Origin of the sequence: Segnochrobactrum spirostomi (assembly GCF_009600605.1) — a bacterium.
Classification (GTDB): domain Bacteria; phylum Pseudomonadota; class Alphaproteobacteria; order Rhizobiales; family Segnochrobactraceae; genus Segnochrobactrum; species Segnochrobactrum spirostomi.
Genome location: NZ_VWNA01000002.1, coordinates 367601 through 391934, shown reverse-complemented (window position 1 = coordinate 391934; position 24334 = coordinate 367601). Strand labels below are relative to the sequence as shown.

24 protein-coding genes are annotated in these 24334 nt (G+C 70.0%); 6 read left to right on the top strand and 18 right to left on the bottom strand.

The genetic code is table 11. From position 1 onward, the window contains the following. Positions 1–16: 16 nt before the first annotated feature. The 17 genes from F0357_RS20305 to F0357_RS20225 all read right to left on the bottom strand — a co-directional run bounded on the left by F0357_RS20305 (position 17) and on the right by F0357_RS20225 (position 15417). Positions 17–1177, bottom strand: coding sequence for a BatD family protein (locus tag F0357_RS20305; protein WP_153488647.1), 1161 nt, complete (start codon positions 1175–1177; stop codon positions 17–19). Beyond that, positions 1171–1788, bottom strand: a complete 618-nt coding sequence (locus F0357_RS20300) for a hypothetical protein (RefSeq protein WP_153488645.1) — start codon at positions 1786–1788, stop codon at positions 1171–1173. Before F0357_RS20300 ends, F0357_RS20305 begins: the two co-directional genes overlap by 7 nt. Further along, positions 1785–2669 (bottom strand): vWA domain-containing protein, encoded by an 885-nt coding sequence (locus F0357_RS20295; protein ID WP_312861755.1) that lies wholly within the window; start codon positions 2667–2669, stop codon positions 1785–1787. Before F0357_RS20295 ends, F0357_RS20300 begins: the two co-directional genes overlap by 4 nt. Then, the gene (locus F0357_RS20290; protein ID WP_246161793.1) at positions 2666–3652 is read right to left on the bottom strand and encodes a VWA domain-containing protein; all 987 of its coding nucleotides are present in this window, start codon (positions 3650–3652) and stop codon (positions 2666–2668) included. The genes F0357_RS20295 and F0357_RS20290 overlap by 4 nt, the downstream gene beginning before the upstream one ends. Then, positions 3649–3987 (bottom strand): hypothetical protein, encoded by a 339-nt coding sequence (locus tag F0357_RS20285; protein WP_153488643.1) that lies wholly within the window; start codon positions 3985–3987, stop codon positions 3649–3651. Before F0357_RS20285 ends, F0357_RS20290 begins: the two co-directional genes overlap by 4 nt. After that, a complete protein-coding gene (locus F0357_RS20280) occupies positions 3974–4840 on the bottom strand; it encodes a DUF58 domain-containing protein (protein ID WP_153488642.1) in 867 nt (288 codons plus the stop codon). Before F0357_RS20280 ends, F0357_RS20285 begins: the two co-directional genes overlap by 14 nt. Next, positions 4834–5784, bottom strand: coding sequence for an AAA family ATPase (locus tag F0357_RS20275; protein ID WP_153488640.1), 951 nt, complete (start codon positions 5782–5784; stop codon positions 4834–4836). The genes F0357_RS20280 and F0357_RS20275 overlap by 7 nt, the downstream gene beginning before the upstream one ends. 88 nt (positions 5785–5872) lie before the next feature. Continuing rightward, entirely contained in the window at positions 5873–7198 is a 1326-nt protein-coding gene (locus tag F0357_RS20270; RefSeq protein ID WP_153488636.1) for a histidine kinase, read from the bottom strand. After that, on the bottom strand, positions 7198–7833 hold the full coding sequence (locus F0357_RS20265; protein ID WP_153488633.1) for a response regulator: 636 nt from the start codon (positions 7831–7833) through the stop codon (positions 7198–7200). The genes F0357_RS20270 and F0357_RS20265 overlap by 1 nt, the downstream gene beginning before the upstream one ends. 115 nt (positions 7834–7948) lie before the next feature. Then, positions 7949–9151, bottom strand: a complete 1203-nt coding sequence (locus tag F0357_RS20260; RefSeq protein WP_312861754.1) for an MFS transporter — start codon at positions 9149–9151, stop codon at positions 7949–7951. 132 nt (positions 9152–9283) lie between these two features. Beyond that, on the bottom strand, positions 9284–10318 hold the full coding sequence (gene dmpG, locus F0357_RS20255) for a 4-hydroxy-2-oxovalerate aldolase (RefSeq protein ID WP_153488630.1): 1035 nt from the start codon (positions 10316–10318) through the stop codon (positions 9284–9286). Further along, the gene (locus tag F0357_RS20250; RefSeq protein ID WP_153488618.1) at positions 10318–11265 is read right to left on the bottom strand and encodes an acetaldehyde dehydrogenase (acetylating); all 948 of its coding nucleotides are present in this window, start codon (positions 11263–11265) and stop codon (positions 10318–10320) included. The genes dmpG and F0357_RS20250 overlap by 1 nt, the downstream gene beginning before the upstream one ends. Continuing rightward, positions 11262–12068: a 2-keto-4-pentenoate hydratase gene (mhpD, locus tag F0357_RS20245; RefSeq protein WP_153488615.1), complete on the bottom strand. Its 807-nt coding sequence runs from the start codon at positions 12066–12068 to the stop codon at positions 11262–11264. Before mhpD ends, F0357_RS20250 begins: the two co-directional genes overlap by 4 nt. Positions 12069–12073: 5 nt before the next feature. After that, positions 12074–12940, bottom strand: a complete 867-nt coding sequence (locus tag F0357_RS20240; RefSeq protein WP_208948503.1) for an alpha/beta fold hydrolase — start codon at positions 12938–12940, stop codon at positions 12074–12076. Then, positions 12937–13524: a flavin reductase family protein gene (locus F0357_RS20235; protein ID WP_153488605.1), complete on the bottom strand. Its 588-nt coding sequence runs from the start codon at positions 13522–13524 to the stop codon at positions 12937–12939. Before F0357_RS20235 ends, F0357_RS20240 begins: the two co-directional genes overlap by 4 nt. Further along, a complete protein-coding gene (locus F0357_RS20230) occupies positions 13521–14714 on the bottom strand; it encodes an acyl-CoA dehydrogenase family protein (protein ID WP_153488602.1) in 1194 nt (397 codons plus the stop codon). The genes F0357_RS20235 and F0357_RS20230 overlap by 4 nt, the downstream gene beginning before the upstream one ends. 61 nt (positions 14715–14775) lie before the next feature. Further along, on the bottom strand, positions 14776–15417 hold the full coding sequence (locus tag F0357_RS20225) for a DODA-type extradiol aromatic ring-opening family dioxygenase (protein WP_376767846.1): 642 nt from the start codon (positions 15415–15417) through the stop codon (positions 14776–14778). A gap of 68 nt (positions 15418–15485) precedes the next feature. On the opposite strand from F0357_RS20225, the gene F0357_RS25535 reads away from it, so the two are divergent. After that, entirely contained in the window at positions 15486–15692 is a 207-nt protein-coding gene (locus F0357_RS25535; protein ID WP_376767845.1) for a hypothetical protein, read from the top strand. 332 nt (positions 15693–16024) lie between these two features. Beyond that, positions 16025–16801 carry a DNA-binding transcriptional regulator gene (locus F0357_RS20220; protein WP_153488599.1) on the top strand — a complete coding sequence of 259 codons (777 nt, stop codon included), beginning with the start codon at positions 16025–16027 and terminating at the stop codon, positions 16799–16801. A gap of 19 nt (positions 16802–16820) precedes the next feature. On the opposite strand, the gene F0357_RS20215 is transcribed toward F0357_RS20220, so the two are convergent. After that, the gene (locus tag F0357_RS20215; protein ID WP_153488587.1) at positions 16821–19904 is read right to left on the bottom strand and encodes an alpha-mannosidase; all 3084 of its coding nucleotides are present in this window, start codon (positions 19902–19904) and stop codon (positions 16821–16823) included. A gap of 436 nt (positions 19905–20340) precedes the next feature. Between F0357_RS20215 and F0357_RS20210 the strand changes: the two genes are divergently transcribed. The 4 genes from F0357_RS20210 to F0357_RS20195 all read left to right on the top strand — a co-directional run bounded on the left by F0357_RS20210 (position 20341) and on the right by F0357_RS20195 (position 24315). Beyond that, complete coding sequence (locus tag F0357_RS20210; protein WP_153488583.1) at positions 20341–21489, top strand: substrate-binding domain-containing protein; 1149 nt, start codon at positions 20341–20343, stop codon at positions 21487–21489. Positions 21490–21500: 11 nt separating this feature from the next. After that, positions 21501–22367 (top strand): ABC transporter permease, encoded by an 867-nt coding sequence (locus tag F0357_RS20205; RefSeq protein ID WP_153488579.1) that lies wholly within the window; start codon positions 21501–21503, stop codon positions 22365–22367. Continuing rightward, complete coding sequence (locus tag F0357_RS20200) at positions 22364–23179, top strand: ABC transporter permease (RefSeq protein ID WP_376767844.1); 816 nt, start codon at positions 22364–22366, stop codon at positions 23177–23179. The genes F0357_RS20205 and F0357_RS20200 overlap by 4 nt, the downstream gene beginning before the upstream one ends. An 89-nt stretch (positions 23180–23268) precedes the next feature. Beyond that, entirely contained in the window at positions 23269–24315 is a 1047-nt protein-coding gene (locus F0357_RS20195; RefSeq protein ID WP_153488575.1) for an ABC transporter ATP-binding protein, read from the top strand. Positions 24316–24334: the final 19 nt, after the last annotated feature.

Genomic DNA, 24334 nt, shown 5'->3' with positions numbered 1-24334 from the left:
TGCGGCCCGTCCTGCGTCAGCGGTGCCGGGTCAGCGCGGCGAGGGCGGCGTTCGTGTCGAAGTCCGGCGCCAGTCCGCTGCGTCCATAGAGGGCCTCGTCGAGTTGCGCGGTCTCGTGACCCGTGACGGGAAGGCCGAGGGCGCGGCGCTCGTCCACATAGATCTCCGCGGCCCGGCGCAGCGCGACGGCGTCCCCGGTTGCGGCGGCGCGTCTCAGCGCGTGCCGACCGCGAATGGCGAAGAGACCGCGACCGACCCGTCGGTGCAGATCCGCGCGACGCCGCGCCGCGAGGCCGGCGACGGCGAGCGCGATGCCGCCGACCGCCCCGGCCGCGAGCGCGGCGACCGCGAGGGCGACCTGGCCGGCTGGCAGCCGCTCCTCGCTCGAACGATCGTCGCGGAAGCTCGCATAGCCGAACGGGATCGCCGGGATCTCCGCGGTCCGCAGTCGCCGGGTCTCCGTGTCGAACCACGGGATCGTCACGGCCGGGAGCACGCCGGGCTCGCCGGTCTTCGGCCGCAGGTGCCATTCCCACACGATCGTCGTCACCGGCCCGTTCGGCGTCGGCTTCATCTCGCGCTGTTCGGGGGAGGTGAAGCTGATCAGCCAGGCCGCCCGCATCGGCGGACGGACCGGCATCAGATGCGGCAGCGTCCCGTCGGCGATCAGCGTGACGCGGCGCACCAGCGTCTCGCCGTCCCGCAGCGCGCCGGGGGCCGCGGAGAGCTCGTCCTTCACGACGAGGGCCGACGCGGCGAGCGGCGGAGGCGGTCCCGGATAGGGGGCGACGGGGAAGCTCACGGCCGGCGCGGTGACGTCGAGCGGCACCCTCGCACCCGACGCGCCGATCACCGTCAGACGGTGAACCACCGGCCCGAGGCGGAGCATTCCGGCATGGCGGGGGAAGACCGCGATACGCCGCTCGAACACCCGCACCGAGACGCCGTCGATGGTCTCGTCGCGCCATTGGTCGCGGGCGAGCTGGATCCAGTCATAGTCGGCCGCGTTCGGGAAGGTCAGGCTCTCGAGCGCGATCCGGCTCGTGTACTCGCCGCGCACGGTGACCGGGATCATCTCGCCCACCACCGGCGCGCCGTCCGGTACGATAAGGCGGAGGCTGTCGGCCCGGGCGATCCCCGCGACGAGGCAGAAGAGAAAGGCGAGACGGATCACCATTGGTCGCGCTCGTCGGGGCGAACGAGCCCGAGCGCGGCGCGGCGCTCGAAGTCCTTCTCGAGCCGGGCGCGGAGAAAGGCGCCGGGATCGTCGGGCAGGGTGTCGAGCCAGGCGTCGGAGGCGGCGAAGCCGCGCGCCTCGAGGGGCCTCTTCCAGGTCGGATCGGGTGTGCTGGCGAGCGCCCCGCCGGTCGCCGCGCCGGTCGGCCCCGGTCCCCCCTGCGCCGGCATGCGACCGCGGGCGACGCTGCCGCTCTCCGGCTTCGGCACCAGCGGATCGATCAGATCGCGCACCCGGCGCGCCTCGGAATCGGCCGGGTTGGCGAACAGCACGGCGTCGAGATAGGCGACGGCGAGGCGATAATCGCCGGTCGCCGCGAGGCTCAAGGCGCGGTTGAAGGTCTGGCTGCGGCCGGCGGCGGCGAAGGCCGCGTCCGCCGCCGCATAATCGCCGCTGCGATAGAGGGCGAGACCGCGGGCCCCGTCGTCCGCGAGGAGACCCGCGGCGATCGCCGGCGCACCCGCCCACAAGGCGAGGCGGCCCCAGGCGGCGGGGCCGGCGAAGGCAAATACGGCGAGGCCGGCCACCGCCACGATCGCGATGCGGTTCATGCCCGCCTCCGGAACAGGGCGACGAGCGGCACGGCCGCGAGCGCGGCGAGGACCGGCCCGAAATCGCGATATTGGAGGCTCGTCAGCGCCGGGTCCCGATCGAGCCGGCCGCCGTGCTTCAGGGCGCGCAGCACCGGCTCCGGTGCGCGGGCCGGCGCCGAGACGGCGGCAAGCGCACGGAGCGCCGCGGGGTCGGTGGCGCCGCCCGCAGCGCGGTCGAGTACGAGGGCGTCGAGGCGGATGCTGGCGCCGCTGAGTCGCGCGGCCTCGGCCCGGGCCGCGTCGTCGATCCCCCCGCCGTCGGAGATCAGCACCACGTCGGCGTCGCGGCTCCCCGCGAGCATCCGCTGGGCGAGCGCGAGGGCCGTGGCCGGCCGGCTGCCGCCGCTCGGCATCGTCTCCGGGCCGAGGACCGCAATCAGGCTTTCGAGCGACGCCGGATCGGCGGTCGGCGCCGCCACGTCGTAGGCCTCGCCGGAGAACAGGACGAGGCCGACGGGCCGGCCGCCGGATGCGGCGAGCACGCTCGCCGCCGCGGCCTGGGCATCGGCGAGTGCCGTTCCGCGGGCGACCGAGGGCGACAGATCGAGGGCGATCAGAATGGCACCGCTGCCGGCGAGCAACGGCGCATCGGCCCGCGGCACCGCCGGACCGGCGAGACCGAGGCCGAGGAGCGCCGCCGCCGCGAGCGCCCCGAAACGGCGTGTGTCCCGCGCACCGCGGAGATGGCCAAGGTTGCGCATCGCCGCCGCCATCGCGGGGGACATCACCCGCTCCCAACCGCCGAGATCGGCGCCCGCCCGCAACTGCCGGAGGGCGAGCAGAGCGAGGAGCGGCAGCACGACGAGCCACCAGGGCCGCAGCAGAACGAACGTGCTCACGCCCGCCTCCGTGTGGCGAGGAGGGCGGCGAACCCGAGGGCGAGCCCGCCGGGCCACATCCAGAGCAGCCGCCACACCGCGAGCGGCGGGCGCGTCGCAGGGTTCGGCTCGAGACGGTCGAGCGTCGCGGCCATGGCCTCGAGGTCGGCGAGAGTCCGCACGCGGAAACTGGTGCCGTTGCCGGCCTCGGCCATCGCCCGCAGCGCGGCGGCGTCCACCGCGTCCGCCGCCTGGGGCGCACTCTCGAGATCGTCGGGGCCGAGCGCGATGGTGTGGACGCGAATGCCGTGGCGTGCCGCCAGGCGCGCCGCATCGCTGGCATCGACCTTGCCCACGGTATCGACGCCGTCGGAGAGGAGAACGAGAACCTTGGTCCGCCCGTCGCTCTCGATGAGCCGGCGCGCCGCGAGTCCGAGGCCGTCCGAGATCGCCGTGGACTGGCCCGAGATGCCGACCTGCGCCTCCGCGATGGCGTGACCGACCGAGGCGACGTCGAAGGTGAGGGGCTGCGCCACATAGGCCCGGTCGCCGAAGATGACGAGACCGACCCGGTCGCCGCGGCGCGCCGCGACGAAGCGCGCGGCGACCTGCTTGACAGCGTCCAGGCGGGAGAGCGGCTTGCCGTCGAGATCGAAATCCTCCTTGAGCATGCTGCCCGAAAGGTCGAGCGCCAGCATGATGTCCCGTCCCGACGTCACGACCGCCGCCGTCGTCGCGGCGACGCGCGGACCGGCGAGGGCGAGGACGAGCGCGAGCCATGCCGCGGCGAGGAGGGCGGTTCCGAGCCGGTCGTCACCGGCCCGGACCGGCGACGCCGCAGCGAACGCCGCCGCCGAGACGCCGAGGGCGACGCCCGTGCCCCGGCGGGCCGGCGCGACGAACCGCGCCAGCACCGGCAACGGCAGCAGCAGGAAGGCGAGCGGCCAGGCGAAGTTGATCGACGGGAAGTTGATCCACGCGAAATTCATCCCAGTGAAGATCATGGGCGCACCCGCCGCGCCTTCACGGCGGCCCGTTCGAGCGCCGCCTCGTCGATCGGCTCGTCGCGATAGGCGGCGGTGCGGAACGTCTCCGGCAGGTGACCGAGAATGCGGGCGACCGCGAGCAGCCGCTCTTGGGGCGGCAGGCCCCGCGTGGCCCGGATGCGGGCGCGCCGGCTCGGCCGCCGCTGCAGGAGGGGGAGCATCAGGGCCGCGAAGAACGCCGCGACGACCAGACCGAGCCCCGCGAGGGCGAGCAGGTCGGCGGCATGGAGATGCATCAGGTCGGGCGGAAGCCGCCCCTCGGGAAGCGCCGCGAGAAGCTCAGACCGAGTCATCGGACAACACCTCGAGGGTGACGTTGAGGGCACGCAGCCGCGCCGCGAGCGGCGCGGTTTCGAGCGGACACAGACGGGCGAGGCGGGCGAGCGCCCCGGCCCTGACCGGGAGGGGCGCGGGCGGTGGGGCCGTCTCGATCGGATCGAGCGGCAGCACGAGGCGAACCCGGCGGCGGCGCGCCAGCCGGGCGAGCGCGGGCTCGTCGACCGGCGCGACCCCGTCGGGACCCGTGGCGATCATCACCTCGCCGCCGGACGGCGCGAGGCGAGCCGCCCGGACGAGCGCCTCGGTGAGCCCGCCATCGCCGCCTGGTCCCTCCGCTGCGCGGGCCTCGGACGCCGCCTCGAGGGCCTCGTCGTGCCAGAGCGCAAGCAGATGGCAGAGCCGGGACATGTGCGGCGCGCCGGCGGCGCCGGGAAGGGCGGTGATGCCCCGCGCCCCGACGGCGAGCGCGCCGACCGTGGCACCGCGGGCGACGGCCTGCCATCCCCGCCGGGCGAGCACGTGCGCCGCGGCGACGGAGCGGAGCCGCGATCCCGTCCCCCACAGCATCGGGCCGCGGAAATCGGCGACGAGGAGCACGGTGTCGTCGCGATCCTCATGAAACGTGCGGACATGGGGCGATCCGGTGCGGGCGGTCGCCGCCGGATCGATCCGCCGCGCGTCGTCCCCCTCGGCGAAGGCGCGGATCTCGCGCAGATCCATGCCGGCGCCGGCGGGCTTCGCGGGCAGGGCGCCCGGCCGCCGAGTCGCTGGGCGATGGCGGGCGTCGCGCGGAACGCCCTCACGCAAGGCGAGGAGATCCGCAGCCCGGAGCCGGATGCCTTGCCCCTGGAGCGCCGCGCTCACCATGGCGTCACGACGCCCATGATGTCGGCGACGAGGCTGCGTCCGGTGCGGCCCTCCGCGACGGCGGTCCAGTTGGGGATCAGCCGGTGCGCGAGGGCGTCGGGTGCGAGCGCGGTCACGTCTTCGGGCAGCGCATAATCGCGGCCGCGCAGCCACGCCAAGGCCTGGGCCGCGGCGGCGAGCGCCAGGGTGCCCCGCGGCGAGATGGGATGTTCGACCCACGCCGCCACCGCACCGCCCGGCCGCGAGGCCATCACGAGGCGCACGATATAATCCTTCAGCGCCGGGGCGAGATGGACCCGCGCCGCCTCCGCCTTCGCCGCGGAGACGGCCTCGGTGGTGAGCGGGATCGGGGCGGCTGCCGGCGGCGCGATCCGCTCCGCGGCGACGAGATCGAGGATAGCGCGCTCCTGCTCGGCCTCCGGCAAGGAGAGCAAGAGATGGAGCAGGAAGCGGTCCATCTGCGCCTCGGGGAGGGGAAAGGTCCCTTCGTGCTCGATCGGGTTCTGCGTCGCGACCACCATGAACGGCTCGGGCAGCGGACGGGTGGTGCCCGACGTCGTGATCTGCCCCTCCGCCATCGCCTCGAGCAGGGCCGACTGCACCTTGGGCGGCGCCCGGTTGATCTCGTCGACGAGGACGAGCGTGTGGAAGAGCGGGCCGGGGACGAAGTCGAAGCCGCCGCTCTCGTGGCGAAAGACCTGGGTGCCGGTGAGATCGGACGGCATCAGATCGGGCGTGCACTGGATACGCGCATGGGCGCCCGGCAGGGACACCGCGAGCCGCTTGACGGCCCGCGTCTTGGCGATCCCCGGCGGTCCCTCGATCAGCACGTGGCCGCCGGCGAGGAGGGCGACGAGGAGGCGGTCGACCAGATCCCGGTGGCCGATCAGGCCGGCGGCGACCGCGTCGCCGAGCCGGGCGATCGGATGGCTCATGTCGTTCATCGAGGCCTCCCTTTTGCCGGGAGGGTGAGCGCGGACGAGCGGCGGCGCCAGAGAGGGCTTCCCGGCCGACCCGGGAAGATCACCCGGATCAGCGCGGCAGGCGCGCCACCGCCTCCATGCCGGTCGCGGTCGGCGTGAGCGCGAAGGTGCCGCCGAGGGCGTCGACCCGCTCGCGGATGCCGAGGAGACCGTAGCCCGCGTCCGTCGGGGCGTCATGCCGCGCGGCCCCGTCGTCGGTCGCCCTGAGCTCGATGGCGTCGCCGACCTCGATCACGAGCGCGACCGCCTTCGGCGCGCCGTGGCGGATCGCGTTGGTCAGGCATTCCTGCGCGATCCGGTAGAGGCTGAGGGCGAGAGCATCGGACACGGCATCGACGTCGCCCGTCACCGTCAGCGTGAAGCGGATGTGCGGCAGCCGGCTGCGCCAATCGGCGACGAGCCGTTCGAGCGCCGGCCGCAGGCCGAGATCGTCGAGATCGGGCGGCCGAAGCTGCGCAAGCTCGGCGCGCAGGCCCGCCATCATCTGCCCGGTGATCTCCCCGATCCGCGCGCCGTCCTCGGCGGTCGACTCGCCCGATTGGGCGATCGCGGCGGCCAGCGCGCGGGTGGCGGTGAGGCATTGGCCGAACTCGTCGTGGAGTTCGCGTGCCAAGGCCCGGCGCTCGCTCTCCTGGACGGTGAAGAGGCGGCGCGTCAGCTCGGTACGCATCGCCTGGGCGTCCGCGAGCGTCGCCGCCGTGTCGTTGAGCGCCGTGCTCAAGGCGTCGAATTCGGCGACGCGCTGCCGCGGCAGACGGGCGGCGAAGTCGCCGCGTTGCAGGCGCTCGATGCCGCGCAGAATGGTGCGGAAGGGCGCGAGCAGGCGCATCACGAGGAGACCCGTCAGCACCGCGCCGCCGATCGCCATCGCCACGGCGACGCCCATCAGGTCGGCGGTGCGCGCCCAGGCGCGGGCGATGATCACCCCGGGATCGGCGATCGCGGTCGCCGTGACGTCGGTGACGTAGCGGGTGCGCACCGGCACCGAGAACGGCGCGGGGACGAGGCCGAGCGTCCCGGCGAGGGCGACGAACCAGACGGGCGGCTCGGTCTCCGAAGCGACATAGGGACCACAGCGGCGGTGGACCGGCTGATCGCGCGGCCCGAGTTCGACGCAGATGCCCGGCGCGATCAGCGTCCAGGCCGGAAATTGCTGCCAGTCCCGGAACACCGGTGTCGGCGCGACGCCGCCGAACGCGAGCCCTTCGAAGCTCGGCCGCGCCGCAATGGCGTCGGCGACCCGGGTCGCGGTGGTCCGCGCGTCGCGGCGGGCCGCCGCCGCCGTATCCTTCACCACCCAGAGGGCCGCAATCAGCACCGTCACCAGCCCGGCCAGGAGCACCCGAAGGACGAGTTGGGGAAGGAGCCGGCGCATCACGGCGCGTCGATGAAGCCGGCGCGCTGCGCCTTGAGCACCAGATCGGCGTCGCCGCTCGCACCGAGCTTCGCCCGGATCAGCGACAGGTTGTTCTGCACCGTCTTCGAGGAGAGGCCGAGATCCTGCGCGATGGCGCGGCCGCTCCTGCCCCGGGCGAGCAGGAGGAGGATATCGCGCTCGCGCGGCGTGAGGCTCGCGAGGCCGCCGCCGTCGAAGGCGTCGCGGGCGAATTCCTGCGCCATGTCGGCGGACAACGCGCGCCGCCCGGACATCACGGCCGAGATCGCGCGGACGAGTTCGTCGGGCGGGCTGCTCTTCGAGACGAAGCCGCGGGCGCCGGCGGCCATCGCTTTGCGGGCGAAGATCACCCCCTGGTGCATGGAGACGACGATGATGCGCGCCGCCGGGTCCTTCGCCAGCATCGCCTCGACCGCGGCGAGGCCACCCCCGCCCGGCATCGCGAGATCCATGAGCACGACGTCCGGCGCATGCTCCACGAACGCCGCGAGGCCTTCCGTCCCGTCGCCCGCTTCGGCGACGACCGACAGGCCGGGCTGGCGGCCGAGCAGCCGCCGATAACCTTCGCGCACGATCGGATGATCGTCGACGAGGAGGATGCGGATCGGATCCATGGCGCCAGACTAACCCCGTCCGCCCCCGGCGCAAATGAGAGCCTCGGGAGCGGGCGGCGGGCGTCCGGCATCACGCGCGGACCGAGCCGCGCCCGATGGCGATGGTCGGGGCCGATCAGGCGAAGACCGGGCGGAAGCGTCGTCCGACGAGGGCGAGCGTGCCGACGCCGCAGGCGAGGATGACCGGCACCAGCATCAGCATCACGCCGCTCGGGGTGCTGCCCTGCGCCACCAGGAGGCCGGCGAGAAGCGGGCCGACCATCGACCCGAGCCGCCCGACCGCCACCACCACGCCGACGCCGGTGCCGCGGATCTCGGTCGGATAGCATTGCGGCGCGATCCCGTAGAGGATCGACTGGACGCAGAGAACGCCGATCCCGGCGAGCGTCACCGTGGCAAGCATCGTCGTGAGTGCCGGCGCGAGAAGGGCGAGCAGGGCGAGGACGGCCGCGACGAAGGCGAAGCTGGCGCCGATCGCGGCGACCCGGTGGGCGCTGTCCAAAACCCGGCCGCCGAGTAGGCTGCCGGCCGCTCCCCCGAGGCTGTAGAGAATGAGGGCAAGCGACGCCTCGTCCCGCGAGAAACCCTGCGCCACGAGCAGTTGCGGCAGCCAGTTCATCAACAGGTAGACGACGAGGAGACCGAGAAAGAACGCGCTCCAGAGCAGCATCGTCGCCGCCATCGCATCCCGCCGGAATACGACGGTCCACGGCATCTTGCGCCCGGTCGTGGGCGTCGTGATCTTCATCGGGGGCAGGCCGAGATAGATGAACGGCACGAGCACCAGCGGCAAGAGACCGCCGACCAGGAAGATGGACCGCCAATCCCCACCGTGAAGCCCGAGGAGCGCGACGAGGCTCGCGACCGCCGCGCCGAGCGGCATTCCGGCGTACATCAGCGCCACCGCGCGGCCCTTGCGCTCCGGTCCCACCGCCTCCGCGGCGATGGAGACAAGGTTCGGCAGGGCGCCCCCGAGGCCGAGGCCGGTGACGAAGCGCAGCACGATGAGCGAGTCGACCGAGTTCGCGAAGATGGTCGCGATCGAGGCGAAGCCGAAGGCGGCGAGGGCGCACGTGAGCCCGGCGCGGCGCCCCCAGCGGTCGGCCATCGCGCCGCCCGCGAGGGCGCCGAACATCAAGCCGAAGGTCGCCGACGAGAAGAACAGCCCCATCTGCTGCGGCGACATCTGGAAGGCCGGCCCGATCTTGGGCGCGGCGATGCCCGCGGCCTGAAGGTCGAACCCTTCGATGATGGCCGCCAGGAATACGTAAAGGAGCACGCGCCCGCTTTCGGCGGACGCAGTCATGGTCTTCGTCACGGCATTTCCTCCGGTCAGCGCGGCGCGTTGCAGCCGCTTATTCTTGTGTCCGCCGATGGCCTTGGGCCCGGCGGTTCGAGATTGGGCGAGCGTGGCGCGCGGGGCCTAAGAGGCACCCGCGCGGGTGATCAATCAGGCGGCGGCGTCCCGGCGCACGGCAAGGTCGAGGGCGACGTCGAGAATCATGTCCTCCTGCCCGCCGACCATGCGACGGCGGCCGAGTTCGGTGAGGATATCGCGGGTGTCGACGCCGTGGAGCCGCGAGGCGTTCTCGGCGTGGCGCAGGAAGCTCGAATAGACCCCGGCATAGCCGAGCGAGAGGCTCGCCCGGTCGACCCGCACCGGACGGTCCTGGAGCGGGCGGACGAGATCGTCGGCGGCATCCATCAGGGCGTTCAGATCGCAGCCCGTCTCGATGCCCTTGCGGTTCAAAACGGCGATCAGCGCCTCGAGCGGGGCGTTGCCGGCCCCGGCCCCCATGCCGGCGAGGGAGGCGTCCACCCGCACCGCGCCGGCCTCGATGCCGGCGACGGCGTTCGCCACGCCGAGGGTGAGATTGTGGTGGGTGTGGACGCCGATCTCGGTCTCGGGCTTCAGGGCGTCGCGCAGCGCCCGAACCCGCGCGGTATAGTCCTCCGGCAGCAGAGCGCCGGCGGAATCCGTCACGTAGACGCATTCCGCGCCGTAGCTCTCCATGAGCTTCGCCTGCTCGGCCAACGCCTCCGGCGGGATCATGTGCGCCATCATGAGGAAGGTCGCGGTGTCCATGCCGAGCGCCCGCGCCGCCTCGATGTGCTGGCGCGAGACGTCGGCCTCGGTGCAATGGGTGCAGACGCGCACCGAGCGGGCACCGGCTTCGTAGGCGGCCTTGAGATCGTGCACCGTGCCGATGCCGGGCAGGAGCAACACGGTGACCACCGCGTGCGTGCATGCCTCGGCCACGGCGGCGATCCATTCGAGATCGTCATGGGCGCCGAAGCCGTAATTGAAGGTGCCGCCGCTGAGCCCGTCGCCGTGGCTGATCTCGATGGCGTCGACCTTCGCCCGATCGAGGGCGCGGGCGATCGCCCGCGTGGTCTCGAGGTCGTATTGGTGGCGGACCGCGTGCATGCCGTCGCGCAGGGTGACGTCCTGGACGTAGAGCTTGGTCGGGTCGGGTCGGGCCATCAGGCGGCCTCCTTCGCAAGGATCCGGGCCGCCCAGCGATCGGCGGACACCAGGGCGGCCGAGGTCATGATGTCGAGGTTGCCGGCATAGGCCGGCAGATAATGCGCGGCGCCCTCGACCTCGAGCAGGATGGTCGTCTTGAGCCCCGTGGCGGGGCCGAGACCGGGGATGCGCACAGGCGCATTGTCGCCGATGACCTCGAACTGCACCTTCTGCTTGAGCCGGTAGCCCGGCACGTAGGCCTGGACCTTCGCGACCATGTCGAGAATGGAGGCCTCGATGGCATCGCGATCCCCGCCCTGGCTCAGCGTGAAGACCGTGTCGCGCATGATGAGGGGCGGTTCGGCGGGGTTGAGGATGATGACCGCCTTGCCCCGTTCGGCGCCGCCCAGAACCTCGATCGCCTTCGACGTCGTCTCGGTGAACTCGTCGATGTTGGCGCGGGTGCCGGGCCCGGCGGAGCGCGAGGCGATCGACGCGACGATCTCGCCCCAGATCACGCGATCGGTGGCGCGGCGGACCGCATAGACCATGGGGATGGTCGCCTGACCGCCGCAGGTCACCATGTTGATGTTCGGCGCATCGAGGCTCGCTTCGCCGTTGACGGCCGGGATGGTGAAGGGGCCGATCGCGGCCGGCGTCAGGTCGATGACCTTCTTGCCGTCCTTGCGCAGGATCGCGTCGTTGGCGATGTGCGCCTTGGCCGAGGTCGCATCGAACACCACCGCGATGTCGCGATAATGCGGCAGGCGGGTGAGGCCGGCGATGCCCTCGTGGGTCACCGGAACGCCGAGGCGGGCCGCGCGGGCGAGGCCGTCCGAGTTGGGATCGATACCGACCATCGCGCCCATCTCGAGATGTTGCGACATCCGCATGATCTTGATCATGAGGTCGGTTCCGATGTTCCCGGAGCCGATGATCGCAGCCTTCAATTTTCCCGCCGTCATGGGTTTTTCTCCGAGAGAGCGGCCGCGCCGATGGCGACCGACACGGCACCGAGGCCGGCGATGCGGGCTTCGAGACGGTCGCCGGGGGCGACCGGTACCATCGGACCGAGGGCCCCGCTCAACACCACGTCTCCGGCCCTGAGCGGCATGCCGAGCGCAGCGCAGGTGCGGGCGAGCCAGACCACCGCATTGAGCGGATTTCCGAGGCAGGCGGCGCCGCTCCCGTAAGAGGCGGCGGTCCCATTGCGCGCGAGCACCATGCCGAGCGCCGGCAAGTCCAGGCCTTCAAGGCGCCGCGGGGGTCCGCCGATCACGTAGCAGCCGCTCGAGGCATTGTCGGCGATGGTGTCCGAGATGCGGATATCCCAGGTCCTGACGCGGCTTCCGACGATCTCGATCGCGGGGACCACATAATCCACCGCCCGGCAGACCTCGGTCGGGGTCGCGTCCGGCGCGAGCACGTCCGCCTTGAGGACGAAGGCGATCTCCGCCTCCGCCTTGGGCTGAAGCAGGCGGTCAAAGGCGACCTCTTCGCCGTCGCCATATTCCATGTCGGCGAAGAGCACCCCGAAATCCGGCTGATCGACGCCGAGCTGCTGCTGCACCGCGCGCGACGTGAGGCCGATCTTGCGGCCGACGAGCCGTCGACCGGCGTCCGTCGCCCGCCGTGTGTTGTGGAACTGGACCTGATAGGCGGCCTCGAGGTCGAGCCCGATGAGGTCGCGCACCGGCTCGCAAGGAGTGCCGCTCCGTGCCGCCTCATGGAGGCGGTCCGCCGCGGCGATGGTGGTCTCGGCTGTCATCCCGGTCACCTCGTCAGGAAGCCGAGCACCAGCGCGTTGAACGCCTCGTGGTGCTCCCACTGGACCCAGTGGCCGCAGGCGTTGAAGACGTGCAGCTCGGAATTCGGGATGCCCGCGATCAGCCGCAGCCCCGCGTCCAACGGCACGAAGCGATCGTTGCGGCCCCACACGACCAGCGTCGGGGCGTTGATCTCTCCAAGGCGGGGGCCGAAATCGGGGAATTGCTTGGGATTGAGGTCGAGGCTCTGGACGAAGCTTTCGAGATGATCGCGGCGCTTCAGCAGATTTTCGAGGCGCGCCTGGAACAGTTCCTCCGTGAGCCGGCCCGGGTCGAAGACGAAGATGTTCATCATCGCCTTCAGGTTCTCGATGGTCGGCGCGCGGTAGACGGCGTTGAGGAGCTTGATGCCCTCGGTCGGCATCGGCACGAAGGGGCTCGCGCCCCCGGTGCCGCCGCCCATCAGAACCAGCCGGCCGACCCGCTCGGGATGGTCGAGCGCGAAGGCGACCGCGCTGTGGCCGCCCATCGAATTGCCGACGATGTCGACGCGGTCGAGCTTCAGCGCATCGACGACACCCGCCAGAACGCGGGCGTTGAGGTTCGAGCGCGAGCCGGTGCTGACGATGGTGTCGCTCTTGCTCCAGCCCGGACAATCGACCAGGAGAACGCGGAAGCCGGCATTCGTCAGCGGCTCGATGTTGCGGTGGAAGTTGGCCCATCCCGACGCGCCGGGACCCGAACCGTGCAGCATCACGACGGTGCCGCAGCGGCCGCCGGGATCGCAGTCGTTGTAGTGGATGTTGAGCTCGCCCGCGCCTTCGCGCACGCGGACGAAGCGGCTGGTGGCCGATTCCGTGAAGGCTTCGCTCATTCGCAGGATTCCAGAGGGCTGACGCGGCAGAAGGTGCCGTTCACATAGATCAGGGGCTCTCCACCCAGAGGTTCGGAGGCGTGGAGCACATCGCAGAGCAGGGCGTGGTGCGTGCTCTCGTCGAACACCTTGACGACCCGGCAATCGAAGGTCGCGAGCGCCCCTTCGAGCACGGGCGCGCCGGTCACCCGGCTCCGCCAGCGGCCGTGGTCGAAACGGGCCGGGCCGTAGACGCCCTCGACCATGCCGGCGAACACCTTGGCGAGGTGCGCCTGATCCGCCGACAGCACGTTGATGCACAGCGCACCGCTTGCAAGGATGGCATCGGCCGCGGCGACCTTCTTGTTGACCAGCACCACCAGCCGCGGCGGATCGACGGTGACCGAACAGACGGCGGTCGCGGTCAGGCCGACCGGCGCCTCGCCGGCGCGGGTGGTGATGATCGAGACGCCGGCGGCGAGCTGCCGCAGGCCGAGCCGGTGATCGTCGGCGTGAACGGTCGGCAGCAGGCCGAGCCGATCGTTCGACGCCCAATCGAGCCGCTGGTTGATGTGTCCGCGCACGGCGGAGAGGTCGGCGCTCATGGCCGGACGCCGAACGGATTGGCCGCCGGCATGGCATTGCCGAGAAGCTGCCCGCCGAGGAGATCGCCGATATTGTCCTGGTTCTGGGTGATGTGGTTGGCGCCGACGAGAATGTCCCGGAGCTGGCGTTGCATCGGATTGTTCAGCCAGACACCGCGCGTCGAGGTCTTCTTGAAGATCATGTGCGCGGCCTCGAAGCATTCGCCCCCCGTGAACTGATTGGTGGCGAAATGGCGGACCCGAACGTCGAGCGGCACGAGTTCGCCGCGCGCGGCATAGCTCCAGGCTTCGTCCGTGTTGTGCAGGATGCGGGTGGCCGCGCCGAGGATCTTGGCGGAGGCCTCGCCGAGGCGCGCCTTGATGAAGGGGTCGTTGACCGCGGCTCCGACGGCCTGGTTCAGGTTCTGCCGCGGCTTCATGTGCTCGATGTAAAGATCGACCATGCCGCGCGCCATGCCGACGATGACGGACGAGACCGCGGCATAGAACACGTAGAAGAACGGCATCTTGTAGAGATTGGCCACGTGTCCATGGCTCTTCTCTCCATAATCCGCGATGATGTGGCTGCGATAAGCGGGCACGAAGGCATTCTTCACGACGAGCTTCTTGCTGCCGGTGCCGGCCAACCCGACGACGAACCAATCGTCCACGATCTCGAAATCGCGCGTCTGAACCCAGAAGGAGCGGAACACCGTCTCGCCGTTCTCGGTCAGCCGGCCACCCAGGAAGGCGCCGCCGTCGGCGTGATCGCACCCGCTCGACGTCAGCCACTCGCCGTTCAGGACATAGCCGCCCTCGACGGCCGTCACGGTCCCGAACGGAGCGTAGGACGAGGAGACCAGACGGCTCGAGTCCGCGCCCCACAATTCGTCGCCGCATTGCGGATCGAGCAGGCCCACTTCGAAGGGGTGGACGCCGAGCACCATGACGTTCCATGCGCTCGACGGGCAGCCGCGACCGAGCTCCATCAGCACCCGGTTGAGCACATTGGGGCTCATCTCGTATCCGCCCCAGCGCCGCGGCTGGAGGATGCGGAAGAAGCCGGCGTCCTGAAAGGCCGCGATGGTATCGGCCGGCACCATGCGGGCCTTCTCGACGGCATCGGCCTTCTGCCGCAGCCACGGGATCATGGCCTCGGCGCGCGCGACGAGTTCCGCCTCGGTGGGCGTCGTTCTGGGTCTGTCCAACATGATGTTCTCCGATCGCCTCTGCCGGGCGCGGCCTGTCGCTGTCAGCGCGGTTCGGCGCTCATCACGCCGTAGCCGGCGATCCATTCGTTGATCGGCCGGTAATAATCGCGGCGGGCTTGGTAGGGCCCGCGGCCGCGGCGAGCGCGGCGAACGCGGCGACCCTGGTGCGCACCTCGTGGGTGGAGCGGCCCGCTTCCTTGGAGATGTCCTCGATGCTGAAATCGTCGACGGCCGCGAGACGCCCGCCGAGCAGCAGATCGATGAAAGCCTGATCCCATTCGGCATTGAGCGGCGTCTGCGCCGACAGGGCGGTGCCGTAGATCTTGCCGGCGGCGATGGTGCGCTCCTGCCGGGCAGCGCGGGCCTCCGGCGTCGGATTGCGCCCGCAGATCAGGAATTCCCCGACGGCCTCCGGCGCCCCGTCGAGCAGGGGGACGGGAGGCTCGTGGGAGAGGCCGCCGGTTCCGACGATCAGCACGCGCTTGTCGAGCGTGGCGATGTACTGGCCGACCACCTCGCCGAGCCGGCGGACCCGCCGGTAGGGGGCGAAGGGCGGCGCAACCGAGTTGATGATGATCGGGACGACGGGATAGCGCGTCAGGCTCCCGGTGAGCTCTTCCAGGGTCTGCGTGCAGCCGTGATCGACCTGGAGACGATGGGAGAGGGCGATATCGACGTCGTGGTCGAGGATGAAGCGGGCCATCGCCTGCGCCTCATCTTTCGCGACGGAGAGGGCCCCGGCAGCGTCTTGTAATCGCCGACCGAGTCGGCGTGGGTCGCGATCACGAACGGCGGCATCAGATCGTAGAAGAGGCCGTTATAGTGATCGGGTGCGAAGATAACGATCAGCTCCGGATCGAATTTCTCGACCTCGGCGCGGGCCGCGGCAAGCACGGCGTCGACCTCGGCCGTGACCTGCGCAGACGGATCGTTGAGCCCACGCAGCGGCGTGTGCGAGAGGCACTTGAGTTTGACTGACATGACGTCTCCCTCGACCATGGCAACGGGCAGCCGATCGCAATGCGTGGCTTCCTCCTCCCGCCTGGTCGCGTTCTTTATTTTGAACAAGGAGAGTGTAGGGGCGACGTGGGCCCGGATGGAATACGAAACAGCTCGGCTGTGCACCTGGTGCACAACGATCAGCGAGGGACGGAACCTTGGAGCGCCCCTTGCCGAGGCCCTGGACGGGACGCGACCCGCTGCTTACGTCTTGGTGGCGCCCAGGGCCGCGCCTCGGTCAGCCGCGCACTTGGCCGCCGTCTGGGCCGCGCCCGCAAGATAATGAAAGTCATGTCAAAGGCTTGGGCGTGATGCCGGAACAAAGCCCCTACAAGCCGGTCCGTGGTCTCAGCCGTGGCCTCGCGGTGCTCAATGCGCTGAACCGCGTCGACGGGGGCGCCAGCGTCAGCCGGCTCGCGGAACTGACGAAGCTGCACCGGACGACGGTTCAACGCCTGCTGGAGACCTTGCAGACGGACGGCTACGTGCGCCGGAGCGAGTCCGACGGGCGCTATTGCCTGAACCTTCGGGTGCGGGAGCTCAGCGAAGGATTCCGCGACGAGCACTGGATCTCCGCGCTCGCCTCGCCCCTGCTCGGCGAGCTTCTGAAGGAAGTGGTCTGGCCGACCGACCTGTGCACCTTCGACGCCGATGCGATGGTGGTGCGCGAGACGACGCACCGCTTCAGCAAATTGTCGTTCCATCGCTCGATGATCGGCCGCCGCATGCCGATGCTTCAGACGGCGAGCGGCACGGCCTATCTCGCCTTCTGCCCGGAGACCGAGCGGAACAGCATCATCGACCTGCTCGCCCGCCGGCCTCAACCCGAATACCGGCTCGCCCGCGACCGCGCCGCGCTCGACGATCTGTTGGCGCAGGTCGTCGAGCGTGGCTACGGACAGAACTACATGACCTGGACCGATGAGGCGAAGATGGCCGGGATCGCGCTGCCCATTCGGGGCGGCAGCGGCCTCATGGGATGCCTCGGGCTCGCGTATCTCGCCTCGGCCATGAGCATCGAGGCGGCCGCGGGCCGCTATCTCGGGGCGATGCGTCGCGTCGTCCACGCGATCGAGACGCAGGTCTGAGCATCCGCGGACCGCCCCCTCAGAACCGGAGGCTGGCGAGGCCGAACGGGCGCTCCAGAGCGGGAGCGCCGTCGAGGGGCTGTTCCAGGGCGTCGACCGGGCGCGGCACGCGGCCGGCAGGGAGATCGAGGCGGAACGAGCCGCGGCGGCCGGCGGCTTCCGACAGACGCAGCACGTAGCCGTCGCCGTCCTCCGCGGCCTTCAGGGCGTGCAGGCGAACCTGCTGACCGCCGAGACCGATCGGGGCGAGGTCGTCGTCGACGACGCCCCGGGCGGGGCAGGCGCGCACCGGGTCAGCGAACTGGTCGGCCTCGGCCTGCACCGCCTCGCTCCACCAGCGCCCGTCGTGAGGCAGCAGGGCATAGCGGAAGCGGTGACTCCCCTCGTCCGCGAGCATGTCGGGGAACATCGGCCCGCGCACGAGGCTCAGCGTCAGCGTGTTGCCCTTGGCGGAGAAGCCGTATTTGTCCGCGGAGAGGAGCGCGGCGCCCCAATCGGTTTCCGACAGCGAGACGAAGCGGTGCCCGCAGGCCTCGAACTGAGCGCGCTGCCAGCTCGTGTTGTCGTGGGTCGCGCGGCGCTGCACGCCGATCGCCTGATCGTAGACCGCCTCCTCGGCGAGGACGGTGAGCGGGAAGGCGGCGCGCAGATAGAGGCGGCGGTCGTGCCAATCGAGGTCGGTGACGATCTCGAGCCGCGGGCTGTTCGACCACAGCCGCAGCCGCTGGCGGATCGTGCTCGCAGAGACGCGGCGGACGAGCTCGATCTCGGCGAGGTGGGGGCCGTTCGCGGTGACGCGCCGGCTTTCGAGGGCCGTCAGCTCCTCCTCGGCGAGGGCGAAGCCGGGCTCGATGTCCCAGGCGTCGAAATTGCGCGGCAGGTCGTTGCGATAGAGCAGGAGAGCGTTGCCGGGGCCGGCCATCAGCTCGCGGCCGCAGCTCTTGTCGAACAGGGATGCGACACGGCCGTGCTCGTCGAGACGGACGCGGACGAAGTCGTTCTCCAGACCCTCCCCGTCGGTCGTGGCCACGCGCCGGCTCGCCGCGCCGCAGAAGCCGAGCGAGAGCGGAAATAATCCCCGGTCGATCGCGGTGACATAGCCGTCCGCGGTGCGCTGCGGGGCGAGCGCCGCGGGAAGCGCAGTGTCGCTCTCGATCTGCACCGCCGACTTCGCCGAGCCGGACAGGTTGGCCACGAGGAGGCCCTCCGTGGCGCCCTCGCGGCGGGCGACGACGGCCGCGAGGCGGGCGGCCACCACGGCATCGGCGCGTGCGACGATGCCGGCAAGCTCCGGCTCGGTCTGCTCGTAGACCTCGCGGACCGACGAGCCCGGCAGGATGTCGTGGAACTGGTTGCGCAGTAAGAGCGCCCAATCCTCGGCGAGGTCGGGCGCCATCGCGTCGCCGCCGGCGAGGGCATCGATCACCGAGACCGCCTCGGCGGCGACGAGGGCGGCCTCAGCGCGGCGGTTCAACTGTTTGGTGCGCCCCTGGGTCGTCAGGGTTGCGCGGTGATATTCGAGATAGAGTTCGCCCTGCCAGACCGGCACCGCAGCATTCTCGAGCTCCCGGGAGAGGGACAGCACGTGGGGCTCGATCGCGCCGTGCTCGACCGTCGGGATCGCCGGCATCAGGTTGAGGAGCGGCAGGGCCTCGATCTGATCCGGATCCGGGCCCCCGCCGCCGTCGCCCCAGCCATAGGAGGCGATCACGCTCGGAACGAGATCCTTCGCGGCGTGCTTCTGCCAGACTTCGCACAAGGCGGCCGGCGTCATCAGCATGTTGTAGCCGTCGTTGTCGTAGGCGTCGAAGGTGTGGACGAGCACCCGGGAGCCGTCGTTGCCCTGCCAGCGGAACAGGTTGTCTTCGAGCCGGTTGGTTTCGTTCCAGGACACCTTGATGGTGACGAGCGCCTCGATGCCGGCATGGCGCAGGATCTGCGGCATGGCGCCGGTGAAGCCGAACGTGTCGGGCAGCCAGGCGACCCGGCTCGTCACCCCGAAACGGTCGCGCAGGTAGGTCTGGCCGAGCAGGAACTGGCGCAGGAAGGCCTCCGCCGAGGGCATGTTGGTGTCGCACTCGACCCACATGCCGCCGATCGCCTCCCAGCGTCCGGCGGCGACGTGGCGGGCGATATCGGCGAACAGCGCCGGGTCCTCTTCCTCCACATGGCGATAATAGAGCGCGGAAGATTGCAGGAAGCGGAAGTCCGGGTCGGCGTCGAGCAGCGTGCTGACGCTGTTGAAGGTGCGGACGATCTTGCGCACCGTCTCGGGCTGCGGCCACAGCCACGCATAATCGATGTGGGCGTGGCCGGTCACCAGGACGTGGCCTTGCTTCGGATAGGCGGTGCGCAGCGTGGCGACGAGGTCGATGAGACGGGCGTGCGCCGCGACCGCGCTCGCGAGGGCGGTGTCCGGGAGAGGGGAGGGCGCATCGGTCGGCTCGAAGCTGCGCTCCCAGATATCGCGCGCCCACGTCCGGTCGGCGACGCGGGGGCCGATTTCGGCGGTGGCGGTCGGCAGGCGCAACTCGGCGAGGGCGATCTCGGCGCTCTCGTAGAGGGAGCGGGCGAGTTCCTGGTCGGTGACGCTCGCCGCGGTGTCGCGCACCACGCCGAGAAGCCGGCGCAGCGCGCGGATCTCGGGATAAAAGTGGAGGATCTCGGCGGTTTCGATCCGGGGCGTCCGGTTCGGCACACCGAACAGGCCGCGCGCCGCCGCCTCCGCCTCGATGGTGAAGGGCACACCGCGGGGCGCGTCGAAGCGGCGGTGGCAGGGATTGGCGGCGAAGCTCTTGAGAACGCCGCCCTCGGCGCCTTTGAGGCGGACCAGGGTCTCGCCGCCGAAATCGAGCCGCAGCTCCACACCAGCTCCGTCGGGCACCGTGATCGCGTCTTGCGAGACGAAGCGGTGGATGCCGAAGCGGTCGGGCCAGGCCTCGCCGCGATCGAGGACGGTGCGCCGGCCATCCGGAGCGGTGGAGACGAAGGGACCGAGGGGGACACGGCGCTTCAGCTCGAACGCCTCGAGTTCGTCGATCCAGGTCGCGATGTGGCGCGAAAGCTGTTCGAGCGTCCGTTGGCGATCCCGATAAGCGCGCATGCTGTCCTCCGGCCGGTTGCAGCTTTAATCTGTATCATAGAAATAATCGGGCAGCGACCGCGCCGCAGGGCCCGACGACCAGCTTTCCCCGGCTTCGCAGGCGCAGCATAGACCGGCGCCGACCGTCCGCGCGCCCCTCACATCTCCCATGGCCGTGCGGCGAATCTCGGAAAAGCCAGCACCTCCGGGCCGTCCGATGGGCAAAACACGGCGCTATCGGCGCCCAACGGCCCCTCAACACAGTGGGTTTCCGCGGGCCCAAGCCTTCGCTCCCGATCGGTCGCTTGACACCCCCGATATAATTCATATTAGGTATTTAAGTGCCGAGACGAACGATAAAGGAAGCGTCGGCTTCCGAAGCACAAGAGCGGGAACCGGCCGCCGCGCGTGGCCAAGGACGTGGCGGGTTCGGCGGCGCGCCACCTGGAGGATCAAAATGCAGATGAAGCGACGGGACTTTCTCAAGCTTTCCGCAGTCGGCGGGCTCGGCCTCGCGCTGCCGGCCGGCAGCGTGCGCATGGCGGCGGCGGCGCCGAACGTCATCGACATCTTCTTCAACAGCGACACCAACGTCATCGACTTCTGGACGCAGACGGTGAAGCCGGGCTTCGAGGCCGCCCACCCGGGCGTGACCCTCAACCTCGTGCCGGCCGTCGGCGCCGCGATGAACGCCCTCGCCGACCGCTCGATGGCCGCGTTCCAGGCCAAGAAGGACCCGCAGGTCGACATCCTCGAGGCGGCCCTGCCGTTCTATCCGCCGGGATCGCTGGAAGCCGGCCTCTGGATCGATTTCTCCAAGGCGGGCCTGTCGAACTATTCGAAGCTCAACCCGGTCTCCATTCTGAGCCCGGCGATGCTGCCCTATCGCGGCTCGCAGGTGGTTCTGCTGTTCAATTCCGACAAGGTGAAGTCTGTCCCGACCACCTTCCCGGCCCTCGTCGAGTGGATCAAGGCCAATCCGGGCCAGTTCACCTATGCCCGGCCCGATCTCGGCGATTCCGGCGCCTGCTTCATCGAGCGTGCGCTGCAAGAGGTGACCGGCAACAAGCCGGAATTGTTCCAGCCCGACAATTACAGCCCGGCGACCGCCGACCCGATGTTCGCCAAGCTTTGGCCCTTGCTGAAGGACATCCAGCCGGCGCTGTTCAAGGGCGGCGAATACACCTCCGGCAACACCGCCTCGATCCAGTTGCTGGCGAGCGGCGCGATCTCGATGACGGTGGCGTGGTCCGACATGGCCCTCCAGGCCATCAATCAGGGCGTCGTGCCGCCGACCACCGACGTCGGCCAGCTTCAGGATCTCGCCTTCTCGGGCGGCTTCTCCGGCCTCGTCATCCCGACCGTCGCCGCCAACCGCGATATCGCGCTGAAGCTCGCGGATTATGTGATCTCGCCGGACATCCAGAACCACGTGGTCGAGGATCTCGGCGGCTTCCCCAGCATCGAGTGGCAATATATGGCGAAGGAGCTCCAGGAGCGGTTCGCCAAGGTGGCGCCGAAATCGATCCCGGTCTTCCCGGCGAATTGGGAGCCGCCGCTGTTCGAGGCCTGGTATCGTAACGTGGCGTCGAACATCCAGCGCTGAGACGATCGAGAATGAGCGCGGCGGAACCCTCCCTGAGATCGAGCCTCACCGGCTTGGCGTTCATCGCCATCCCGGTGGCGGCCATCGTGATCTTCCTGTTTTATCCCGCCGCGCTCACGATCATCGGCACCATCGTGCACGGCCGCCCGGGTGGCGGCTTCGACGTGAGCTTCAAGTCCTACATCTTCTTCTTCACCGACCCCTACAGCCTGAACAATCTCGCGCGGACCCTGTGGACCACGTTCGTGGCGCTCGCACTGGAGCTCGCGATCAACCTGCCGATCGCGATCTACATGCGCTTCACGCGCGGGCCGCTCTCCGCGGTGATCCAGGGGCTGGCGCTGTTTCCGATGTTCGTTCCGGGCATCATCATCTGCTACGCGCTGATCCGCTATCTCGGGCCCCACGGCTGGTTGCAGAGCCTGCTCGCCCTCGTCGGCATCAATGACTATGCCTCGCCCTACCTGACGCCGTGGGGGCCGGTCATCGGCCTCCTCTGGGACGGCATGCCGCTGACGCTGCTCACCCTCATTTCCGGGCTCTCCGGCATCTCGGACGCCTCCGTCGAGGCGGCGCGCGACGTCGGCGCTTCCAAGCTGCGCATCTTCGTCAGCATCATCCTGCCGCAGATCACCCATTCCCTGATGATCGCCTCCGCGCTCAACTTCCTCGGCTTCTTCGGTCAGGCCTTGATGCCGTTCATGCTCGGCCCGACCAGCCCCGAAATGATGGGGCCGTTCATGCTGCGCACCTTCGCGAGCGTGCGTGATCCGCTCCAGGCCTCGACCCAGGCGACCATCACCTTCCTGATCTGCTCGCTCGCCGGGCTCGCTTATGTGCGCTCGATCGCGCGCCGACCGAAGGAGGACCGGACGTGATCCTGTCCAGCCGGCGCAACGATCTCTTCGGCTACGCGATCCTGCTCTTTCTCGTGTTCTTCATCGTCCTGCCGGTGCTCACGGTGTTCCTGTGGGCGCTCGCGGAACAATGGTTCTATCCGGCGGTCCTGCCGACCAAGTGGGGCTTCCGGTTCTGGCACGCGGTGCTGTCGCGGCCCGAGGTGTGGTCGGCGCTGTGGACCTCGATCGAGCTCTCCGTCACGGTGACGGCACTCTCCGCGCTGATCTGCCTGCCGGCGTCCTACGCCTTCGCGCGGATGAGCTTCCCCGGCAAATCCGGGTTCATGATGTCGTTCCTGATGGCGAACGCCTTTCCGCGCTTCGCCCTCGTCGTGTCGATCGCGGTCCTGTTCCTGTCGCTCGATCTCGTCGGCACGTTCACCGGCGTCGTCATCATCCAGCTCCTCAACACGCTGCTTCTGATGATCTGGCTGCCGACGGCGGCCTTCAAATCGGTGAGCCGCGAGATGGAGGAAGCCGCCCGCGACGTCGGTGCGACGCCGTGGCAGGTCTTTCGCCACATCACCCTGCCGCAGGCCTTCCCGACCATCGCCGCGGCGCTGTTGATGGCGTTCGTCTGGACCTTCTACGAGACGGAGGGCGCCTGGCTTGTCGGCGCGCCGCGCATCCGCACCATCCCGCTTCTGATGATGTCGATGATCAACAATCAGTTGGTGGTGCAGTACGGCGCGGTCCTCTCCGTCATGCTGTGGGTGCCGTCGCTCGTCGCCATCGTGCTCGCCCGCAAGGTCATCGGCGGCGATGCGTTCGCCAAGGGTCTTGGTGGCTGAGACAATCTCCACGGCTCAAGCAATATCTTGCGGCTGAAGGGTCTGTGGCTGAGGCCTCGCCTTGTCGCGCTAAGGAGGCGTGAAGCCTGATGTCCACGCTCAAGCTCGAAAATCTCGGCAAGCGCTTCGGCGGCGTCGCCGCCCTGGAGCCCTTGTCGCTCGAGATCGGCAACGGCGAGCTCGTCTGCCTGCTCGGGCCCTCGGGTTCGGGCAAGTCGACGCTTCTGCGCATCATCGGCGGCTTCGAGGCCCCGACCAGCGGCAAGGTGATCATCGACGGCGTCGACGTCGCGCGCACCCCGCCGGAGAAGCGCCCGACCGCCATGGTGTTCCAGAGCCACGCGCTGTGGAACCACATGAACGTGTTCGAGAACATCGCGTTCGGCCTGAAATTGCGCGGCACCTCGAAGCGCGAGGTGGCGAAGAAGGTCGGCGACGCGCTCGCGCTCGTCGGCCTCGGCGATTATGGGGCACGCCGGCCGGCGCAGCTTTCGGGCGGCCAGCGGCAGCGCGTCGCGATCGCCCGCTGCCTCGTGCTCGAGCCAAAGATCCTCCTGATGGACGAGCCGTTCGCGAGCCTCGACCAGCACCTGCGCGACCGCCTGCGCGAAGAGGTTCGGCAGATCCAGAAGAAGCTCGGCATCACCACGGTGTTCGTCACCCACGGCCAGGACGAAGCCCTGTCGGTCGCCGACCGCATCGTCGTCATGAGCACCGGCCGCATCGAGCAGGTCGGCACGCCCCACGACATCTATGCCGACCCACTGACCCCGTTCGTCGCCGGCTTCATCGGCGACATGAACATGCACGAGGTCGTGCTCTCCGGCGGACGGACCACGATCGGCGGCATCGGCTTCGACTGTGGCGCGGCGGACGGTCAGGCGACCCTCGCGGTGCGCCCGGAGGACATCGCGCTGAGCCCGGCCGAGGACGGCGGCGAGGCCGTCACGGTCCGCCGCATCGTCAGCTACGGCTCGTTCCTGAAGATCGAGGCGGTCGCCGGCGACGGCACCGTCTGGAAGGTCCAGACGCCGAAGGATGCGCCGCTCGTCGACGGCGGCCGCTGCACGGCGCGGATCACCCGCTTCACGCTGTTCCGCGACGGCGCCGCCGTGCACCGCTCCGATCGGACGTGAGGGCGCGCGGCGCTCTCTC

Bases quoted from the DNA above. Each gene is read 5' to 3' on its own strand.
- F0357_RS20305 (WP_153488647.1), bottom strand. From the start codon at position 1,177: ATGGTGATCCGTCTCGCCTTTCTCTTCTGCCTCGTCGCGGGGATCGCC.
- F0357_RS20300 (WP_153488645.1), bottom strand. From the start codon at position 1,788: ATGAACCGCATCGCGATCGTGGCGGTGGCCGGCCTCGCCGTATTTGCC.
- F0357_RS20290 (WP_246161793.1), bottom strand. From the start codon at position 3,652: ATGATCTTCACTGGGATGAATTTCGCGTGGATCAACTTCCCGTCGATC.
- F0357_RS20285 (WP_153488643.1), bottom strand. From the start codon at position 3,987: ATGACTCGGTCTGAGCTTCTCGCGGCGCTTCCCGAGGGGCGGCTTCCG.
- F0357_RS20280 (WP_153488642.1), bottom strand. From the start codon at position 4,840: ATGGTGAGCGCGGCGCTCCAGGGGCAAGGCATCCGGCTCCGGGCTGCG.
- F0357_RS20275 (WP_153488640.1), bottom strand. From the start codon at position 5,784: ATGAACGACATGAGCCATCCGATCGCCCGGCTCGGCGACGCGGTCGCC.
- F0357_RS20270 (WP_153488636.1), bottom strand. From the start codon at position 7,198: ATGCGCCGGCTCCTTCCCCAACTCGTCCTTCGGGTGCTCCTGGCCGGG.
- F0357_RS20265 (WP_153488633.1), bottom strand. From the start codon at position 7,833: ATGGATCCGATCCGCATCCTCCTCGTCGACGATCATCCGATCGTGCGC.
- dmpG (WP_153488630.1), bottom strand. From the start codon at position 10,318: ATGGCCCGACCCGACCCGACCAAGCTCTACGTCCAGGACGTCACCCTG.
- F0357_RS20250 (WP_153488618.1), bottom strand. From the start codon at position 11,265: ATGACGGCGGGAAAATTGAAGGCTGCGATCATCGGCTCCGGGAACATC.
- mhpD (WP_153488615.1), bottom strand. From the start codon at position 12,068: ATGACAGCCGAGACCACCATCGCCGCGGCGGACCGCCTCCATGAGGCG.
- F0357_RS20240 (WP_208948503.1), bottom strand. From the start codon at position 12,940: ATGAGCGAAGCCTTCACGGAATCGGCCACCAGCCGCTTCGTCCGCGTG.
- F0357_RS20235 (WP_153488605.1), bottom strand. From the start codon at position 13,524: ATGAGCGCCGACCTCTCCGCCGTGCGCGGACACATCAACCAGCGGCTC.
- F0357_RS20230 (WP_153488602.1), bottom strand. From the start codon at position 14,714: ATGTTGGACAGACCCAGAACGACGCCCACCGAGGCGGAACTCGTCGCG.
- F0357_RS20225 (WP_376767846.1), bottom strand. From the start codon at position 15,417: ATGGCCCGCTTCATCCTCGACCACGACGTCGATATCGCCCTCTCCCAT.
- F0357_RS20220 (WP_153488599.1), top strand. From the start codon at position 16,025: ATGCCGGAACAAAGCCCCTACAAGCCGGTCCGTGGTCTCAGCCGTGGC.
- F0357_RS20215 (WP_153488587.1), bottom strand. From the start codon at position 19,904: ATGCGCGCTTATCGGGATCGCCAACGGACGCTCGAACAGCTTTCGCGC.
- F0357_RS20210 (WP_153488583.1), top strand. From the start codon at position 20,341: ATGCAGATGAAGCGACGGGACTTTCTCAAGCTTTCCGCAGTCGGCGGG.
- F0357_RS20205 (WP_153488579.1), top strand. From the start codon at position 21,501: ATGAGCGCGGCGGAACCCTCCCTGAGATCGAGCCTCACCGGCTTGGCG.
- F0357_RS20195 (WP_153488575.1), top strand. From the start codon at position 23,269: ATGTCCACGCTCAAGCTCGAAAATCTCGGCAAGCGCTTCGGCGGCGTC.